General features: G+C 68.8%; 18 protein-coding genes. 11 read left to right on the plus strand and 7 right to left on the minus strand.

The window, feature by feature from the left end; all coding sequences use genetic code 11:
* The first annotated feature begins 87 nt into the window (after positions 1-87).
* Positions 88-1,500 (plus strand): DNA repair protein RadA, encoded by a 1,413-nt coding sequence (radA, locus tag ACFVYE_RS20385; RefSeq protein WP_383974530.1) that lies wholly within the window; start codon positions 88-90, stop codon positions 1,498-1,500.
* A gap of 80 nt (positions 1,501-1,580) precedes the next feature.
* Entirely contained in the window at positions 1,581-2,705 is a 1,125-nt protein-coding gene (disA, locus tag ACFVYE_RS20390; protein ID WP_383974533.1) for a DNA integrity scanning diadenylate cyclase DisA, read from the plus strand.
* Positions 2,706-2,801: 96 nt separating this feature from the next.
* Here disA and ACFVYE_RS20395 read toward each other — a convergent pair whose 3' ends face one another.
* Entirely contained in the window at positions 2,802-3,632 is an 831-nt protein-coding gene (locus ACFVYE_RS20395) for a hypothetical protein (RefSeq protein ID WP_389606718.1), read from the minus strand.
* Between the two features lie 173 nt (positions 3,633-3,805).
* On the opposite strand from ACFVYE_RS20395, the gene ACFVYE_RS20400 reads away from it, so the two are divergent.
* The 6 genes from ACFVYE_RS20400 to cseC all read left to right on the plus strand — a co-directional run bounded on the left by ACFVYE_RS20400 (position 3,806) and on the right by cseC (position 9,144).
* The gene (locus ACFVYE_RS20400) at positions 3,806-4,450 is read left to right on the plus strand and encodes a phosphatase PAP2 family protein (protein ID WP_383974539.1); all 645 of its coding nucleotides are present in this window, start codon (positions 3,806-3,808) and stop codon (positions 4,448-4,450) included.
* Between the two features lie 144 nt (positions 4,451-4,594).
* On the plus strand, positions 4,595-5,497 hold the full coding sequence (locus tag ACFVYE_RS20405; RefSeq protein ID WP_383974542.1) for an A/G-specific adenine glycosylase: 903 nt from the start codon (positions 4,595-4,597) through the stop codon (positions 5,495-5,497).
* 174 nt (positions 5,498-5,671) lie between these two features.
* Positions 5,672-6,322 carry a SigE family RNA polymerase sigma factor gene (locus ACFVYE_RS20410; RefSeq protein ID WP_383974545.1) on the plus strand — a complete coding sequence of 217 codons (651 nt, stop codon included), beginning with the start codon at positions 5,672-5,674 and terminating at the stop codon, positions 6,320-6,322.
* Complete coding sequence (locus ACFVYE_RS20415) at positions 6,310-7,050, plus strand: hypothetical protein (RefSeq protein WP_389606721.1); 741 nt, start codon at positions 6,310-6,312, stop codon at positions 7,048-7,050. The genes ACFVYE_RS20410 and ACFVYE_RS20415 overlap by 13 nt, the downstream gene beginning before the upstream one ends.
* A gap of 10 nt (positions 7,051-7,060) precedes the next feature.
* The gene (gene cseB / locus ACFVYE_RS20420; protein ID WP_383974549.1) at positions 7,061-7,765 is read left to right on the plus strand and encodes a two-component system response regulator CseB; all 705 of its coding nucleotides are present in this window, start codon (positions 7,061-7,063) and stop codon (positions 7,763-7,765) included.
* Positions 7,762-9,144 (plus strand): two-component system sensor histidine kinase CseC, encoded by a 1,383-nt coding sequence (gene cseC / locus ACFVYE_RS20425; RefSeq protein WP_389606723.1) that lies wholly within the window; start codon positions 7,762-7,764, stop codon positions 9,142-9,144. Before cseB ends, cseC begins: the two co-directional genes overlap by 4 nt.
* Positions 9,145-9,228: 84 nt before the next feature.
* On the opposite strand, the gene ACFVYE_RS20430 is transcribed toward cseC, so the two are convergent.
* Positions 9,229-10,839, minus strand: a complete 1,611-nt coding sequence (locus ACFVYE_RS20430; RefSeq protein WP_389606725.1) for an MDR family MFS transporter — start codon at positions 10,837-10,839, stop codon at positions 9,229-9,231.
* A 124-nt stretch (positions 10,840-10,963) separates the two neighbouring features.
* On the opposite strand from ACFVYE_RS20430, the gene ACFVYE_RS20435 reads away from it, so the two are divergent.
* Positions 10,964-11,548 carry a TetR/AcrR family transcriptional regulator gene (locus tag ACFVYE_RS20435; protein WP_383958359.1) on the plus strand — a complete coding sequence of 195 codons (585 nt, stop codon included), beginning with the start codon at positions 10,964-10,966 and terminating at the stop codon, positions 11,546-11,548.
* A gap of 36 nt (positions 11,549-11,584) precedes the next feature.
* Here the strand turns inward: ACFVYE_RS20435 and ACFVYE_RS20440 are convergent, their stop codons facing one another.
* On the minus strand, positions 11,585-12,271 hold the full coding sequence (locus ACFVYE_RS20440; protein ID WP_383958361.1) for a M23 family metallopeptidase: 687 nt from the start codon (positions 12,269-12,271) through the stop codon (positions 11,585-11,587).
* 484 nt (positions 12,272-12,755) lie between these two features.
* On the opposite strand from ACFVYE_RS20440, the gene ACFVYE_RS20445 reads away from it, so the two are divergent.
* Positions 12,756-12,920, plus strand: coding sequence for a hypothetical protein (locus ACFVYE_RS20445; RefSeq protein ID WP_383958363.1), 165 nt, complete (start codon positions 12,756-12,758; stop codon positions 12,918-12,920).
* Positions 12,921-13,235: 315 nt separating this feature from the next.
* Here ACFVYE_RS20445 and ACFVYE_RS20450 read toward each other — a convergent pair whose 3' ends face one another.
* Complete coding sequence (locus ACFVYE_RS20450; RefSeq protein WP_327368166.1) at positions 13,236-15,764, minus strand: ATP-dependent Clp protease ATP-binding subunit; 2,529 nt, start codon at positions 15,762-15,764, stop codon at positions 13,236-13,238.
* A 428-nt stretch (positions 15,765-16,192) separates the two neighbouring features.
* Between ACFVYE_RS20450 and ACFVYE_RS20455 the strand changes: the two genes are divergently transcribed.
* Positions 16,193-16,801, plus strand: a complete 609-nt coding sequence (locus ACFVYE_RS20455; RefSeq protein ID WP_383958365.1) for an SCO3374 family protein — start codon at positions 16,193-16,195, stop codon at positions 16,799-16,801.
* Here the strand turns inward: ACFVYE_RS20455 and ACFVYE_RS20460 are convergent.
* The 3 genes from ACFVYE_RS20460 to ACFVYE_RS20470 form a co-directional block, all read right to left on the minus strand.
* On the minus strand, positions 16,780-17,115 hold the full coding sequence (locus ACFVYE_RS20460) for an Lsr2 family protein (RefSeq protein ID WP_093894032.1): 336 nt from the start codon (positions 17,113-17,115) through the stop codon (positions 16,780-16,782). The two genes, ACFVYE_RS20455 and ACFVYE_RS20460, sit on opposite strands and share 22 nt — an antisense overlap.
* A 144-nt stretch (positions 17,116-17,259) precedes the next feature.
* The gene (locus tag ACFVYE_RS20465; protein WP_327274511.1) at positions 17,260-17,817 is read right to left on the minus strand and encodes an amino-acid N-acetyltransferase; all 558 of its coding nucleotides are present in this window, start codon (positions 17,815-17,817) and stop codon (positions 17,260-17,262) included.
* Positions 17,818-17,826: 9 nt separating this feature from the next.
* A complete protein-coding gene (locus ACFVYE_RS20470) occupies positions 17,827-18,327 on the minus strand; it encodes a BlaI/MecI/CopY family transcriptional regulator (protein WP_383958367.1) in 501 nt (166 codons plus the stop codon).
* Between the last annotated feature and the right edge of the window lie 27 nt (positions 18,328-18,354).

Genomic DNA, 18,354 nt, shown 5'->3' on the forward strand with positions numbered 1-18,354 from the left:
GGCCGCCGGCGGAAGCGCGCCCGTGCCGGGCGGCGTCGGCGGACCGCGCCCGGCGGCATTGTCGGACCACACCTATACGGTTGCGCCATGGCTGCCCGTACAAAATCCGCGAAGGACCGGCCGTCCTACCGCTGCACCGAATGCGGCTGGACGACCGCCAAGTGGCTCGGCCGCTGCCCCGAATGCCAGGCATGGGGGACGGTCGAGGAGTTCGGCGGCGCCCCCGCCGTGCGGACCACCGCGGCCGGCCGGGTCAGCACCGCCGCACTGCCCATCGGCCAGGTCGACAGCCGGCAGGCCACCGCCCGGTCGACCGGCGTCGGCGAGCTGGACCGGGTGCTCGGCGGCGGTCTCGTGCCGGGTGCCGTCGTGCTGCTCGCGGGCGAGCCGGGCGTCGGGAAGTCGACGCTGCTGCTGGACGTGGCCGCGAAAGCGGCGAGCGACGACCACCGCACGCTCTATGTCACCGCCGAGGAGTCCGCGAGCCAGGTCCGCCTGCGCGCCGACCGGATCCGGGCGATCAACGACCATCTGTATCTCGCCGCGGAGACCGACCTGTCCGCGGTCCTCGGCCATCTGGACGCCGTCAAGCCGTCGCTCCTCATCCTCGACTCCGTACAGACGGTCGCCTCGCCCGAGATCGACGGGGCGCCCGGCGGCATGGCACAGGTCCGGGAGGTCGCCGGTGCCCTCATCCGGGCCTCCAAGGAACGCGGTATGTCCACGCTGCTGGTCGGCCATGTCACCAAGGACGGGGCGATCGCCGGGCCGCGGCTGCTGGAGCATCTCGTCGATGTGGTGCTGTCCTTCGAGGGCGACCGCCATGCCCGCCTGCGGCTCGTACGGGGCGTCAAGAACAGGTACGGCGCGACCGACGAGGTCGGCTGCTTCGAGCTGCACGACGAGGGCATCACCGGCCTCGCCGACCCGTCCGGGCTGTTCCTCACCCGCCGCGACGAGCCCGTGCCCGGCACCTGCCTGACCGTCACCCTGGAGGGCAAGCGGCCGCTCGTCGCCGAGGTGCAGGCGCTGACGGTCGATTCCCAGATCCCTTCGCCCCGGCGCACCACCTCGGGTCTGGAGACGTCCCGGGTGTCGATGATGCTGGCCGTTCTGGAGCAGCGCGGCCGGATCAGCTCGCTCGGCAAGCGGGACATCTACAGCGCGACGGTCGGCGGTGTGAAGCTCTCCGAGCCCGCCGCGGACCTCGCGGTCGCACTGGCGCTGGCCAGTGCCGCGAGTGACACACCACTCCCCAAGAACCTGGTGGCGATCGGCGAAGTAGGTCTCGCGGGCGAGGTCAGAAGGGTTACGGGGGTCCAGCGCAGGCTGGCCGAGGCGTACCGTCTGGGCTTCACGCACGCACTGGTTCCGACCGACCCGGGGAAGGTCCCGGCCGGTATGAAGGTCACAGAAGTCGCCAACATGGGTGATGCACTGAGAGTGCTCCCGCGCCGGTCTCGCGAACAGGCCCCACAGGAGGAGAACGCGCGCCGGTAGACTTTGCCCTGGTCTCGCCCGTCCGTACGAACGGTATGAGGGACGTAAGGGCACCGCAAACCTGTGACCGGAGGAGTGCAGTGGCAGCCAGCGACCGGGCAGCATCGCCCGGAAAGTCCGGCCAAGGCACCGGTAACGAGGCGCTGATGCGCGCCTCGTTGACCGCCGTCGCGCCCGGAATGGCCCTGCGGGACGGCCTGGAGCGCATCCTCCGTGGCAACACCGGCGGGCTGATCGTCCTGGGCATGGACAGAACCGTCGAGTCGATGTGCACCGGCGGATTCGTGCTGGACGTGGAGTTCACCGCGACGCGCCTGCGCGAGCTGGCCAAGCTCGACGGGGCGCTGATCCTCGACAAGGACATGACCAAGATCCTGCGGGCCGGTGTGCAGCTGGTCCCGGACGCCTCCATCCCCACCGAGGAGACCGGCACCCGCCACCGCACGGCGGACCGGGTCTCCAAGCAGTGCAACTTCCCGGTCGTCTCGGTCTCGCAGTCGATGCATCTCATCGCGCTGTACGTGGACGGGGAGCGCCGGGTCCTGGAGGAGTCCGCCGCGATCCTCTCCCGCGCCAATCAGGCACTCGCCACCCTGGAGCGGTACAAGCTCCGGCTCGACGAGGTCGCGGGCACCCTCTCGGCGCTGGAGATCGAGGACCTGGTGACGGTCCGGGATGTGACGGCCGTCGCACAGCGGCTGGAGATGGTCCGCCGGATCGCGACCGAGATCGCGGAGTACGTGGTGGAGCTGGGCACGGACGGCCGGCTCCTCTCGCTCCAGCTCGACGAGTTGATCGCGGGCGTCGAGCCGGAGCGAGAGCTGGTCGTGCGCGACTATGTACCGGAGCCGACCGCGAAGCGGTCCCGTACGGTCGCCGAAGCACTGACCGAACTCGACGCGCTCTCCCACACCGAACTGCTCGAACTCCCCGTCGTGGCAAGGGCGCTGGGGTACAGCGGCTCGCCGGAGACGCTGGATTCGGCGGTCTCGCCGCGCGGCTTCCGGCTGCTGGCGAAGGTACCGCGGCTGCCCGGGGCGATCATCGAACGGCTGGTGGAGCACTTCGGCGGTCTGCAGAAGCTCCTTGCCGCCAGCGTGGACGACCTCCAGACGGTGGACGGAGTCGGCGAGGCGCGGGCGAGGAGCGTGCGCGAGGGGCTGTCGCGACTGGCCGAGTCGTCGATTCTCGAGCGGTACGTGTAGCGGTACGCGCAACAGACACAGGCGGTGCCGGGGCCCGGGAGACCGGGCCCCGAAGTATTTTCCCGGGCCCGGTCCCGCAGGTTCCCAGCCCTCTTCTCAGTCCTTCGCGAGTACGAACGAGGCGCGCTGCAGCGGCTCGCCCGGCGCCTTCGCCTCGACCAGGTACGTACCGGGCCCCGCGGTTTCCGCGGGCGGCGTCGCGCACTGCGGAGTGCTCTTCCTGCGGTCCCACTCCACGGTGTGGACGACGGTCGAGCCCGCCGGGACCTTCAGCAGCAGGCTGCCCGCGTTGCGTGGGCAGTCCTTGGAGGACCACACCTGGCTGTCGTCGCCACCGGCCTCGGTGATGGTGAGCACCGCGCTCTTCGGCCCGAAGTCGGCCTTGCAGGTGGTGGACGAGGTGTTCTTGGCGATCAACCGGAACTTCGGCTTCTCACCGGGGCTGTAGTTGAGTTCGGTGCTCAGGCTCAACTGCAGTGTGCCGGCAGCGCAGTCGGGGAGCGAGGAGTCTGCCGGGACCTGCTCTCCGGTCGTCGCGCCGCCTCCGCTCACGCCGCCGGTTCCGGTGTCCGATCCGCTGCCGGTGTCCGTGCCGCCCTCACCGTCACCGCCGTCGCTCGCGCCGCCGTCGGAGCCCGCGCCCGTACCGCTGTTGTCTCCGCCGCCGCTGTCCGAGTCGCCCGACTCGTCGCGCCCGCCCGGCTGTTGACTGATGGCCGGACCCGACTGGGAGGGGCCGGGAGTGATCGAGCGTGCGGGACCCGATCCGCCGGGCCGGGAGTCGTCCGTGTTCCCCTTGCCGCCACCGGAGGTGACGGCCCACACGATCAGCAACGCGAGCAGCGCAACCAGCGTCGCCGCTACGGCCCTCCGTCGCCAGTAGATGGTGGAGGGAAGCGGCCCGATCGGATTACGCAAAGATCCCACGGCGCAAACTGTACGAGAGATCGGCGCCAACTCCCGCCCCACCCGCCGCCCGGCACTGAAGTTTTGCGGATCATCATCTCGGGGCGGCCCGCTCCGGCCCCGTACTTCCGCCGAGTTGGGCCCCGGGGAACGCCCAAGGTGACCACCCGGTTCTGTTGACTACCCTCTGTCACATGGATAGTTCATCTACTGCCCCGCTCTACCGGGACATCACCGACTTCGCGCATGACATGCCGTCATGGGTGCAACACCTGGCCGAGATATGGACGGAACTCGGACTCCTGGTCTTCGGCGTCCTGTTCATCACCGGGTGGTGGCGTGCCCGACGGGCGGACGACGGCGCCCTGGCGCTGGCGGCGCTCGCACCCATTGCGACGGCCTTCGCCTATGTGGGCAGCGAGGTGCTCAAGTCGATGGTGGACGAGGAACGCCCGTGCCGGGCGGTCGTCGGGGCGGCGGCCTCGCTGGTGCCGTGTCCGCCGACGGGCGACTGGTCGTTCCCCAGCAACCACTCCGCGATCGCCGGCGCGGCAGCCGTCGCCCTGGCGATCGCCCGGCCCCGGCTGGCCTGGCTCACTGCCCCGCTGGCTCTGCTGATGGCCTTCTCGCGGGTCTTCGTCGGGGTGCACTATCCGCATGACGTGGCGGTCGGTCTGCTGCTGGGTGCGGTGGTGGCCGCCGTGGCGGTCGCCGTGCTGTACCGGCCGGCACGGTCGCTCGTCCGGACGGTGCGGGGCAGCGGGGCGCCCCTGGCCGTCTGGGCATCGGGCCCGGGGGCGGCGGCCGGCCGGTCCAGGCGGCGGGGCAGACGGCACTGACGCCCCGGGGGAGTCTCCTTGGGCCGGTTGCCGGATATCGCGGGGACAGACGGGTGGCAATATCACCCCAAGGGCCCCCAGCAGGAGCGACACCACCGTGCCCGGAGCCATCGTCCGCCCTTCCGTGTCAGGATCGGTGATGCGATGACTGCCATGACTGCGACACAGACGCCCCCCGCCTCCCTCCACGCTCCCGTCATCGGGTGGTTCGAACAGCACGCCCGCGATCTGCCCTGGCGCCGCCCCGAAGCGGGCGCCTGGGGTGTGATGGTGAGCGAGTTCATGCTGCAGCAGACCCCCGTCAGCCGGGTCCTCCCGGTGTACGAACAGTGGCTGGCCCGCTGGCCGCGCCCGGCCGATCTGGCCGCCGAGCCGCCCGGCGAGGCGGTCCGCGCCTGGGGCCGGCTCGGCTACCCCCGCCGGGCGCTCCGCCTGCACGGGGCCGCGCAGGCAATAACTGAACGGCACGGCGGCGACGTACCGAGCGAGCACGGTCAGCTGCTCGCGCTGCCCGGGATCGGTGAGTACACCGCGGCGGCCGTGGCCTCGTTCGCGTACGGACAGCGGCATGCCGTACTCGACACGAACGTCCGCCGGGTGTTCGCCCGGGCCGCGACCGGCATCCAGTACCCGCCGAACGCGACCACCGCCGCCGAACGCAAGCTCGCCCGGGCCCTGCTCCCCGAGGAGGACGAACGGGCCGCCCGCTGGGCCGCCGCGACGATGGAGCTCGGTGCCCTCGTCTGCACCGCCAAGAACGAGGACTGCACACGGTGCCCGATCGCCGGACAGTGTGCCTGGCTGCTGGCCGGGAAGCCCGCCCACCAGGGGCCCCCGCGGCGCGGTCAGACCTACGCAGGCACGGACCGGCAGGTGCGCGGACGGCTGCTCGCCGTGCTGCGCGAGGCCGTGGCACCGGTGCCGCAGTCGGCACTGGACGCGGTGTGGGACGAACCGGTGCAGCGAGCCCGCGCGCTGGACGGCCTGGTCGCGGACGGCCTGGTCGAGCCGCTGGCCGGAGGCCAGTACCGGCTGCCGCTCAGCTGAAGGTCCCTGCTGCCCCTCCCCCGCTGTTACACAACCGATGGACAGCCGTGCGTCAGCGTATGGCTGCTCCGCACAGCCCCGTGACAACAGCTCCGTAGCGTCAGCGACGTCAGCCCGGCCGATCGATGGCTGACGGCGGTACTACGGGGATCTACGGGGACGGAGGCGGTTGGAATGGCGCAGGGCGAGGTGCTCGAATTCGAGGAGTACGTACGCACTCGGCAGGAGGCACTGCTGCGCAGTGCACGCCGGCTGGTCCCCGACCCCGTGGATGCGCAGGACCTGCTGCAGACCGCCCTGGTCCGTACGTACGGCCGCTGGGACGGCATCGCCGACAAGTCTCTCGCCGACGCATATCTGCGCCGCGTCATGATCAACACCCGTACCGAGTGGTGGCGGGCCCGCAAGCTGGACGAGGTTCCCACCGAACAGCTGCCCGACGCCAGCGTCGATGACGGCACCGAGCAGCGCGCCGACCGCGCCCTGCTGATGGATGTGCTGGGCGTACTGGCTCCCAAGCAGCGCAGCGTCGTCGTGCTGCGACACTGGGAGCAGATGAGTACGGAGGAGACGGCTGCGGCGCTCGGCATGTCGGCCGGTACGGTGAAGAGCACGCTGCACCGTGCGCTGGCACGACTGCGCCAGGAGCTGGAGAGCCGTGAGGCAGCGAGCAGGGAGGCCCGGCTCCGGGAGGAGCGGGGTCTGACGGCGGACGACCGTGCTCCGGCCGTCGGCGCCCCGGTCCGTGCGCGGGCAACGGCGCGGGTAGGGGCGCAGGCGGGCAGGCGTATGGACGAACGGGGGCGGGAGCGGTGCGCGGCCTGACAGCCAGCGGTGACAGCGGTAACGGCGACTGTGGCGGCGCAGGAGACGGCGGTGGCCACTGGGCCACCGGCAGTCGTGGCCGGGTCCTGACCGGCTGGGCGGCGAGCACCACGACTCTGGTCGGGCTCGCCGCTTTCGGGCTGCTCGCCGTCGGCTGCTCCACCGGCGGTACCGGCACCCGGGACGAGGGTCCGGCAGGCACCCAGCCGGTCGCCCAGGCCACGCCGAGCGCCGATCCGACGTCCACTGCGAAGCCCACGCCCCGGATCGATCCCGTGGCGCTGCTCAAGCAGGACCCCAAGGTCAGCGAGCGGGTCAGGATGGTTCTGAAGCCCTGCAGCGGCTCCGAGTACCCGGTGGACACCTCGTACGGCACCATGACCAACGGCCCCTCGGCCGATGTCGTGGTGAACGTGATGACCTGCGGCGATTCGGTGGGCGTCGGAACCTATGTGTACCGCCAGAAGGGCAACGGCACGTACGAGAACGTGTTCGCCATCGAGCAGCCCGCGGTGTACGGCACCATCGACCGCGGTGATCTGGTGGTGACGGCCCAGGTCTACGAGAAGAAGGACTCGGTCGCGTACCCCTCCGGCGAGGAAGTGATCACCTACCGCTGGGCGGACAACCGGTTCAACGAGCACGACCGGGTGCACAACGACTTCAACCGAGCCGTCGGCAATGGGGAAGCCGGTCTTCCGGAATCCGCCGAACCGGCGGGGAACTGAGAGCAGTCCGATGGCCGAGACCCACGTCCTGTTCGTCGAGGACGACGACGTCATCCGCGAGGCCACCCAGCTGGCGCTGGAGCGCGACGGCTTCGCGGTCACCGCGATGCCCGACGGACTGTCGGGTCTCGATGCGTTCCGGGCCGACCGTCCCGACATCGCCCTGCTCGATGTGATGGTGCCGGGGCTCGACGGGGTCAGCCTCTGCCGTCGTATCCGCGACGAGTCGACGGTCCCGGTGATCATGCTGTCGGCCCGGGCCGACTCGATCGATGTGGTGCTCGGCCTGGAGGCCGGCGCCGACGACTACGTCACCAAGCCCTTCGACGGGGCGGTCCTGGTCGCCCGGATCCGTGCCGTGCTGCGCCGCTTCGGTCATGCGTCGGGCGGGCAGCCGGGCAGCGGGGAGCCGGAGTCGCAGCCCGTCGGCGGGGTGCTGGTCTTCGGCGATCTGGAGATCGACACCGAGGGCATGGAGGTCCGCCGGGGCGGCCGGCAGGTGGCACTGACCCCGACCGAGATGCGACTGCTGCTGGAGTTCTCCGCCGCGCCCGGCACGGTGCTCTCCCGCGACAAGCTCCTGGAGCGGGTCTGGGACTACGGGTGGGGCGGTGACACCCGGGTCGTGGATGTCCATGTGCAGCGGCTGCGCACAAAGATCGGCCAGGACCGGATCGAGACGGTCCGCGGCTTCGGCTACAAACTCCGGCCATGAAGCGGCTCGCCCTGCGGACGGGTGTCCGCTGGAAGATCAGCATCGCGATCGCGGCGGTCGGCGCGCTGACCGCGGTCGCGCTCAGCTTCGTCGTCCACAACGCCGCCCGGGTCTCGATGCTGGAGAACGCGCGCGAGGTCCAGCTGGAGCGGCTGACCTACGCGCAGCTGCTGTACGAGGCGAAGAAGACGCAGAAGGCCGACCCCCGGTTCGGAGCCAAGCTCAACGACCCGACGATGCCGCGCAGCCTGCGCGCGGAGACCAACAGGAACCGGCGCGCCACGCACGTCGAGGAGACCAGGAACGGGGTGCCCGATGTGTGGGCGGCCGTGCCGGTCGGCAACGGCGATGTGCTCTCGCTGCACACCCGTTTCGCCGACCGCAGCGCCACGATCATGGGCGATCTCGACCGGGCGCTGATCATCGGCTCGGTCTCGGTGGTGTTCGGCGGCTGCGCGCTGGGCGTGCTGATCGGCGGGCAGCTGTCGCGCCGGCTGCGCAAGGCGGCGGCCGCGGCGGGCAGAGTCGCGCAGGGCAATACGGATGTACGTGTCAGGGAGGCCGTCGGCGGTGTCGTCCAGGACGAGACCGATGAGCTGGCCCGCGCGGTGGACGCGCTGACGGACGCGTTGAACGAACGCATCGAGGCGGAGCGCCGGGTCACCGCGGACATCGCACACGAGCTGCGTACCCCGGTGACCGGTCTGCTGACGGCGGCCGAGCTGCTGCCGCCGGGCCGCCCCACCGAGCTCGTACGGGACCGGGCGCAGGCGATGCGCACCCTGGTCGAGGATGTGCTGGAGGTGGCTCGGCTGGACAGTGCGTCGGAGCGGGCCGAACTGCAGGAGATCGCGCTGGGTGAGTTCGTCAGCCGGCGGATCGCGCTGCTGGACCCGGATGTGCAGGTGCAGGTCGTCCACGAGTCCTGGGTCAGCACCGATCCGCGCCGGCTTGAGCGGATCCTCGGCAATCTGCTGGGGAACGCCGCCAAGCACGGTGCCACTCCGGTGGAGGTCACGGTCGAGGGCCGGGTGGTGCGGATCCGCGATCACGGTGCCGGGTTCCCGGCGGCGCTGCTGCGTGAGGGTCCGAGCCGGTTCCGTACCGGAAGCAGCGACCGGGCCGGACACGGACACGGTCTGGGGCTGACGATCGCGGCCGGTCAGGCGCGGGTCCTCGGGGCCCGGCTGACCTTCCGCAACGCGGCGCCGGAAGGGGCGGCGAAGGGCGCGGGCGGGGCGATCGCCGTGCTGTGGCTGCCCGAGCACGCGCCGACCAACACCGGCAGCTTCCCGATCCTGCGCCTGTCCGAACAGCGCACGCCGGGCAGCGGCGACGGGCAGAGCGCGGAGTCCGGCCGCAGGCAGTCCGGCGGCTGAGCCGGATACGGGAGGAGGCTCCCGGGGCGCGCCCCGGGAGCCTCCTCGTACACCGCTCGTACACCGCTCGTGCAGCGCGAGGGCTCAGACGGCCTCGGGCTGCTTGTCGCCTGCGACCGCGGCCGACTCCTGCGCACTGTCCGACGACACGGTTTCCGGGCCCGCTCCCCGCAGCGGGACCTCCTTGACGAACACCGACGCGAGCAGGGCGATCACTCCGACCGAGGCGCCCACCAGGAACGCGATGTGGGTGCCGGACGACACCGCGAACTGATACGCCTCACGCATCGCATCCGGCAGCTTCGCCAGGCTCGCCGCGTCCAGCTGTGCGGACTTCGCCGTGGCTCCCCCGCCGCCGCGGGCCGCCATCTCGTCCTGCACCCGCCCGGTGAACAGCGCGCCCATGATCGCGACACCGAAGGAGCTGCCGAGCGTACGGAAGAGGGTGGTCGCGGAGGAGGCGACTCCCATGTCCTTCATCTCGACGCTGTTCTGCGCGACGAGCATGGTGATCTGCATCAAAAAGCCCATGCCCGCACCGAGCACCGCCATGTAGATGCCGGAGGTGAACCGCGTGGTTCCGGTGTCCATCTGCGAGAGCAGGAACAGACCGGTCACCATCAGGACCGAACCCACCACGGGGAAGATCTTGTACTTGCCGGTGCTGGTGGTGACCCGTCCCGCGATCAGCGAGACAACCATCATCGACAGCAGCATCGGCAGGAGCAGCAGACCCGAGTTGGTCGCCGACGCGCCCTGGACGGACTGCTGGAACAGCGGCAGGAAGAGCACCGCACCGAACATCACGAAGCCCGACATGAAGCCGACGACGGACATCAGGGTGAAGTTGCGGTTGCGGAAGATGTGGAGCGGAATGATCGGTTCTGCAGCCTTCGTCTCGACGAAGAGGAAGCCGACGAGCGAGGCGACACCGATCGCTATGAGCTCCATGATCACAGCGGAGTTCCAGTCGTACTCCGAACCGCCCCAGGTGGTGACCAGCACGATCGCGGTGATGCCGAGGGTCAGCAGACCCGCGCCGAGGTAGTCGACCTTCGCCTCGGTGCGCTCCCGCTTGGGCAGATGAAGCACGGCGGTCACCATGGTGAGGGCGACCGCGCCCAGCGGCAGGTTGATGTAGAAGCTCCAGCGCCAGCCGAGGTGGTCGGTTATGGTGCCGCCGACCAGCGGACCGCCGATCATGGCGATCGCCATCACACCGGCCATCATCCCCTGGTACTTGCCTCGCTCGCGGGGCGGCACCAGGTCACCGATGATCGCCATGACGCCGACCATCAAGCCGCCCGCGCCGAGTCCCTGGACCGCCCGGAAGCCGATCAGCTGACCCATGTCCTGGGCCATTCCGCTCAGTACCGAGCCGATCAGGAAGATCACGATGGACGTGAGGAAGATGCCCTTGCGCCCGTACATGTCGCCGAGCTTGCCCCAGATGGGGGTGGAGGCCGCGGTGGCCAGGGTGTACGCGGTGACGACCCAGGACAGATGCTCCAGGCCGCCGAGGTCACCGACGATGGTCGGCATGGCAGTGCCGACGATCAGATTGTCCAGCATGGCGAGCAGCATCGTGATCATCAGGGCGAGCATCACCACCTGGACGCTGCGCTGCCGCTTCTCGGGTTTCTCGGCAGGCCGGCCGTCCGCCTTTCCGCCCGCCGCCTTCTTCAGGTCCGACATGGTCCCCACTCCCCTGATCCCCTGTGCGTGCCGGGCACTTACTTGCCGCCCGGCTAGTTGACTACACTGGGGAAAGTAGACCCGTAACTAGCCGGGCGTCAAGTAAGTATCGAGGGAGAGCGCCATGGGCAGCACACCGCAGCCGCGCCGGGGCAACACGCGCCAGCGCATTCAGGACGTCGCCCTGGAACTCTTCGCCGAACAGGGCTACGAGAAGACCTCACTGCGCGAGATCTCCGAGCGGCTGGATGTCACCAAGGCCGCGCTGTACTACCACTTCAAGACCAAGGAAGACATCCTGACCAGCATCTTCGACGACCTGAACCAGCCGGTCGAGGAGCTGATCGAGTGGGGCAGGGGCCAGCCCCCCAGCCTGGAGACGAAGAAGGAGATCCTGCGCCGCTACAGCGAGGCGCTGACCGCCGCCGCCCCGCTCTTCCGGTTCATGCAGGAGAACCAGGCGACTGTACGGGAGCTCAGCATCGGGAAGACCATCAAGGACCGCGTCATCGGCCTGGTCGATCTGATCAAGGAACCGGACGCTTCGCTGACCGACCAGGTGCGCTGCTTCACCGCGCTCTTCACGATGCACGCGGGCATGTTCGCCCTCAAAGACTTCGAAGGCGACCCCGAGGAGAAGCGCAAGGCCGTCCTCGAAGTCGCCTTCGATCTGGTCACCCGGGCACACAGCCCGGGGTCCGTCGAGTAGGGCCGGACAGGCCCTGAGGGGTGCGTCCCGGTCGGGTCAGACCATGACGCCTTCCTTGTGCAGGAACGAGACCGGGTTGATCGCGGAACCATAGTTCGGCGTGGTCCGGATCTCGAAGTGCACGTGCGGACCGCTGGAGTTTCCGGTGTTGCCGGAGAGGGCGATCTTCTCGCCCGTCTTCACGGTCTGGCCGATGTGCACATCGATCCGCGACAGGTGGGCGTACTGCGAGTACACACCGTTGCCGTGGCTGATCACGATGGCATTGCCGTACGCGGGGCCGTCACCGCCGCCGTTCGGACCGGCCTTCACGACCGTGCCACTGTGCGCGGCCTGCACCTTGGTGCCGATCGGCACGGCGAAGTCCTGGCCGGAGTGCTTGTGGGCCCAGCGGGCGCCGTCGTTGCCGAAGCACGCGCTCAGCACGTAGTGGCGCACCGGGGTCTCCCAGGCGGCAACCTTCTTCACGGCCGCCTTCTTGACCGCCGCGCGTTCGGCCTTGGCCGCCTTGGCCGCCTTGCCCTGCACGGCCGCCTGCTTGGCGACCGAGTCGGCCGCACTGGTGTTGATCAGGTTCGCGGCGTCGGGGGCACCCGCCGTGCCGGCCGCGAACGCAGCGCCCACACCGAGAACCATCGACGTCCCCAGGCCGGCTGCCACGACGGCGCCACGGACACGGGACAGGGACGGGCGACGGGAGTGGAACGAAACGCGCTTCGACATAAGCGGAGAACCTCCGGAGATGACTGGACCCGACGCTTCCGCCGGGCTTGCCATCCCTTGGTAACCCGCATCCCCACCAATGCTCAAACACCCCATCTACGAACAAAAGCCGTAGCAGGAGCCTCGGGAATTCACCGGCGCAGGTTTCGCGGGCCCCATTTCCGAACTCATCGAAACTCTTGTTTCGGACAGGTTTAGCCCCAGCCCCAAACAGCCCTAATCGGACTAAACATAGCGATCCGGGCTTCTCTCCTTCCGCCCCGAAGACCCCTCCCCACGCAGGGGCAGAGGCCTCCGTCGCAGCCGCGGCGCCTGCCCCTATCACCCCTAGTAGGCCCGGAACGGGCTGTGCGCCTTGTCACTGGCGGTGGGACCTGAGGCCGTCCGATTCGGGACCTTCGGCCTGCAACCCGACTACGCCGACACGGCGACCGGCTCAGCTCCCGGGGGCAGGCCATGGCCGGTGACGCCGCAGGCCGGGGACATGGACGGTACAGAGCTCGCCGACGCCGTCGAGTCGGTCCGCAACCAGCTCATCGACGCCGCGGGCCGCGCCATCGGCCGCCCCGTGTCCTTCGAGGCCGGACGGATCGGCCACGAGGACGAGGGCAGCACGGCGCGCTTCGGCCGCAGGGCGGCGCAGCCGTGAGCAGTGCGCCGCCCACGGCCCCCGAGTCGCCCACTGCGCGTACGGTCGTCGTCCTCGGCCCCGGGGCGCCGTCCAGGGCAGCGGCGCCCTGCTCACCGACCGTCTCGTACTGACCTGCGCCCATGTGTGTGAAGGGAAGCCGGGCCACCGTCATCGGCAACCACGAGCTGACCCGGCGGCGAAGGACTCGATGTACGCCACTGACGGCAGCAGGCACGGCGGCACGGCGGCACGGCACAGCAAAAGGGGCTGCCCCGGACCGTTCTCACGGTTCCGGGGCAGCCCCTTCGGATGCTCAGGCGCTCGGGGGCGTCCTTACACGTCCTTCGACATGTTCGGGCCCGCGCCGCCTGCCGCCTGCTCGATCGGGGGGACGTCGGGCAGAGCCGACTTCTCCTCGCCGCGGAAGGTGAACTTCTTCTCCTCACCCTCGCCCTCGGTGCCGACGACCACGATGTGACCGGGGCGCAGCTCACCGAAGAGGATCTTCTCGGAGAGGATGTCCTCGATCTCGCGCTGGATCGTCCGGCGCAGCGGCCGGGCGCCCATCACGGGGTCGTAGCCCTTCTTCGCCAGGAGCGACTTGGCTTCCGAGCTCAGCTCGATGCCCATGTCGCGGTCCTTCAGGCGCTCGTCCACCTTGGCCAGCATGAGGTCGACGATCTGGATGATGTCTTCCTCGGTGAGCTGGTGGAAGACGACCGTGTCGTCGACACGGTTGAGGAACTCGGGCCGGAAGTGCTGCTTGAGCTCTTCGTTGACCTTGACCTTCATCCGCTCGTAGTTCGTCTTGACGTCACCCTGGGCGGCGAAGCCCAGGTTGAAGCCCTTCGAGATGTCCCGGGTCCCGAGGTTGGTCGTCATGATGATGACCGTGTTCTTGAAGTCCACGACCCGGCCCTGGGAGTCGGTCAGGCGACCGTCTTCCAGAATCTGGAGCAGGGAATTGAAGATATCGGGGTGGGCCTTCTCGACCTCGTCGAAGAGGACGACGGAGAACGGCTTGCGGCGCACCTTCTCGGTGAGCTGACCGCCCTCTTCGTAACCCACGTAGCCGGGGGGAGAACCGAAGAGGCGGGAAACCGTGTGCTTCTCGCTGAACTCCGACATGTCGAGAGCGATCAGCGCGTCCTCGTCGCCGAAGAGGAATTCGGCGAGCGTCTTGGAGAGCTCCGTCTTACCGACACCGGACGGGCCGGCGAAGATGAACGAGCCACCGGGGCGCTTCGGGTCCTTCAGACCGGCTCGCGTACGGCGGATCGCCTGCGAGAGGGCCTTGATGGCGTCCTTCTGGCCGATGACGCGCTTGTGGAGCTCGTCCTCCATGCGCAGCAGACGGGAGGACTCCTCCTCCGTCAGCTTGAAGACCGGAATACCGGTCGCGGTGGCCAGGACTTCGGCGATCAGCTCGCCGTCGACCTCGGCCACGACGTCCATGTCGCCGGCCTTCCATTCCTTCTCGCGCTTGGTCTTCGCGGCGAGAAGCTGCTTCTCCTTGTCACGCAGGGACGCGGCCTTCTCGAAGTCCTGCGAGTCGATCGCGGACTCCTTGTCGCGGCGGACGCCCGCGATCTTCTCGTCGAACTCGCGGAGGTCCGGCGGCGCGGTCATCCGGCGGATGCGCATCCGGGAACCGGCCTCGTCGATCAGGTCGATCGCCTTGTCCGGCAGGAAGCGGTCCGAGATGTACCGGTCGGCCAGCGTCGCGGCCTGGACCAGCGCCTCGTCCGTGATGGAGACGCGGTGGTGGGCCTCGTAGCGGTCGCGCAGGCCCTTGAGGATCTCGATGGTGTGCGGCAGCGACGGCTCCGCGACCTGGATGGGCTGGAAGCGGCGCTCGAGAGCGGCGTCCTTCTCCAGGTGCTTGCGGTACTCGTCGAGCGTCGTGGCACCGATGGTCTGCAGCTCGCCGCGGGCCAGCATGGGCTTGAGGATGCTGGCGGCGTCGATCGCGCCCTCGGCGGCGCCCGCACCCACCAGGGTGTGGAGCTCGTCGATGAACAGGATGATGTCGCCGCGGGTGCGGATCTCCTTGAGGACCTTCTTCAGGCGCTCCTCGAAGTCACCGCGGTAGCGGGAGCCGGCGACCAGCGCACCGAGGTCGAGGGTGTAGAGGTGCTTGTCCTTGAGGGTCTCGGGCACCTCGCCCTTGACGATGGCCTGCGCCAGTCCTTCGACGACCGCCGTCTTGCCGACGCCGGGCTCGCCGATGAGAACCGGGTTGTTCTTGGTACGGCGGGACAGCACCTGCATGACCCGCTCGATCTCCTTCTCGCGCCCGATGACCGGGTCGAGCTTGGATTCGCGAGCGGCCTGGGTGAGATTCCGGCCGAACTGGTCGAGCACCAGGGACGTGGAGGGCGTGCCTTCCGCGGGGCCGCCCGCGGTCGCCGCCTCCTTGCCACCCGAGTAGCCGGAGAGCAGCTGGATGACCTGCTGCCGCACCCGGTTCAGGTCGGCGCCCAGCTTCACGAGGACCTGGGCTGCGACGCCCTCGCCCTCGCGGATCAGGCCGAGCAGGATGTGCTCGGTGCCGATGTAGTTGTGGCCGAGCTGGAGGGCCTCGCGGAGCGACAGCTCCAGGACCTTCTTGGCCCGGGGCGTGAAGGGGATGTGCCCGGACGGGGCCTGCTGGCCCTGGCCGATGATCTCCTCCACCTGCTGGCGGACCGCCTCGAGCGAAATCCCGAGGCTCTCCAGGGCCTTAGCGGCGACACCCTCACCCTCGTGGATAAGGCCCAGGAGGATGTGCTCGGTGCCGATGTAGTTGTGGTTGAGCATCCGGGCTTCTTCCTGAGCCAGGACGACAACCCGCCGCGCGCGGTCGGTGAACCTCTCGAACATCGTTAATCGCTCCTCAGAGCGGTCAGGCAGTAAGGGGTCGGTCCCCTCCCTGTCCTTCCGCAGCTTAGTCCCGCAAGCGGGGACCGCTCATTCCAACTGCCGACACCGTCCTTGGCCTCCTGCCCCGAACGCCGACATCTGCTCCAACCCGATGGTGCGAGACGATGTTCCCGCAGGCCAGGCAGATACCCCTTTCACCAGTACGCCGATGGCGAACGTGAGATGCCCGAGCCTGCGTGTCGCCCCTTCCCACTAGGGATGTCTTACCCGCAATTACAGACAGTCCATGCGGCGCACGCCGGTTCCCTCCGCTACGGGCGAACATCTTCGCGCTCCCGAATACGTCCCTACGCCCCCAACTCGGACACACTGAGCACTCGACTGCAGACTCTGCGTAACCCCTGGGGTGACTCGGCCGTTCTCCCGGCATGGCCATCACCGTCCCGTCCACCCTGCTGTCGCTCGCCGACGAGCGGGAGGGCCACACCGAGTGCGCACGGTGGGCGCAGTGGTACGAGCGCGAGCTCGGCTGGGCAACGGAGGGCACCACACCGGTGCGGTTGCTGACCGGACTGCGGTTCGACGTCCTGGAGGTGCCTGCGGCCGCCGGCCATGCGGCGCTGCGGCGGGTGGGCCGCACCGGACCTGTGGCGCTGACGGGCTCGCGGATGAGCCTGCTGGTGGCAGCGGGAAGCGCCGACGAGCTGCCGGGGCTGCTCGACTGGCTGGAGTGGGGCGGGGTCGCCCTCTCGCTGACCGCCATCGGTACGGGCGGTCGGATCACTGCGCCGACGCCGCCCGGCCGGGTGGCGGGCCGGTCGGGGGCCGCCGCATGGCTGCGGCCCCCCGGGCTGCGGCACGATGGAGAACCGGAGTTCCCGGCCCTCGTCGGCCTCGGGAGCAGGGGTGGGGATGCTCCCGATCTCGTACGGCTCGTGGACGCGGTGGCGACGGAATGCCACCGGGTCCGGTTGATGCGCGCCCGAACGGGGCGGTCGACCGATGAGTCGACAGCTCAGCCGTTGGCCTTCTCGTAAGCCTCACGGATCTCCGCGGGAACACGGCCGCGGTCATTCACATTGTGGCCGTTCTCGCGCGCCCACTTACGGATCTCCGCGGTGTCCTTGTTGCCACCCGTAACGGCACGGCCCTTGCCACGGCCGGCCGCTGCACGGCCACCCGTACGCCGGCCACCCTTGGTGTACGGCTCAAGAAGACCACGGAGCTTGTCCGCGTTGCTCGTGGTGAGGTCAATCTCGTACGTCTTGCCATCCAGAGCGAACGTGACTGTCTCGTCCGCCTCGCCACCGTCGAGGTCATCGACAAGAAGGACCTGAACCTTCTGTGCCACCGGATTTCCTTTCATCGAAAATGCAGTACGCGGAAAGGAAACCGCTTTTCCCCGGAAAACACAAACCCCCGGGAGAGGTTCAGGATCCCGAGAAGACGGGAAACATGCGCGATTCGGACATAGGGCTACGGCTTCTTGTGGCGGTCACAGGTGCAGAAGCATCCGACTGTTGCCCAAGGTGTTCGGCTTCACTCGTTCGAGACCCAGGAACTCTGCTACACCCTCGTCATAGGAACGCAGCAGCTCGCTGTAGACATCTCCGTCGACCGGTGTCTCACCGATCTCCACGAAGCCGTGCTTCGCGAAGAAGTCGACTTCGAAGGTGAGACAGAAAACCCGCCGTACGCCCAGCCAACGGGCGGTCTGCAACAACTTGTCCAGTACTTGATGCCCGACTCCGGCGCCCCTGATGCTGTGATCGACCGCGAGAGTACGCACTTCGGCGAGGTCTTCCCACATCACATGCAGTGCACCGCAGCCGATGACCCGGGCGTCCTCGTCGCGTTCTGCGATCCAGAACTCCTGGATGTCCTCGTAAAGCGTCACCGTTGCTTTGTCGAGCAGGATGCCTTCGCGTACGTACCCGTCGAGGAGACGGCGGACCGATGCCACATCGCTGGTCCTGGCACGGCGGACTGTGATGGCCACGTTTATAACCGACGGTTCGGTACGGAAATCGGTATGCGGAAGCTCTGAGGACATACCCAGACGCTATCGCCCGGTCTCCGTGTCCGCGTCATCGGCCGGATCTTCGGTCGCTTCTCCGGCAGGTTCATCAGTCGGTTCATCGACCTCTTCACGGGTCGCTTCATCCGCCGCTTCATCGGACGGCAGCTCGGCGGCCCCCAGCAGGTTGGGCAGAACGATCCGCATGGCGTCCTTGAGGGCCTCGCGCTGCTCGGCGGACATCATGCCGAAGAAGGCGACGAGAGCGGCGGCGGGGTTGTCACTGTGCGACCATGCTTCGTTCATCAGTGCGGCCGAGTAGGCGGCGCGGGTGGAGACCGCCGTATATCGATATGCGCGGCCGTCGACTTCCCTGCGCACCCAGCCCTTCTGATGGAGATTGTCCATTACCGTCATGACGGTGGTGTAGGCGATGGAGCGTTCCTGCTGAAGGTCCTCAAGGACTTCCCGCACGGTGACCGGACGGTTCCATTGCCAGACCCGTGTCATCACGGCGTCTTCCAGATCTCCCAATTGGCGGGGCACAATGTCACTTTAGTGCCAGATGCCGGG

It is taken from the genome of Streptomyces sp. NPDC058239 (assembly GCF_042882185.1).
In the GTDB taxonomy this organism is placed as follows: Bacteria; Actinomycetota; Actinomycetes; order Streptomycetales; family Streptomycetaceae; genus Streptomyces.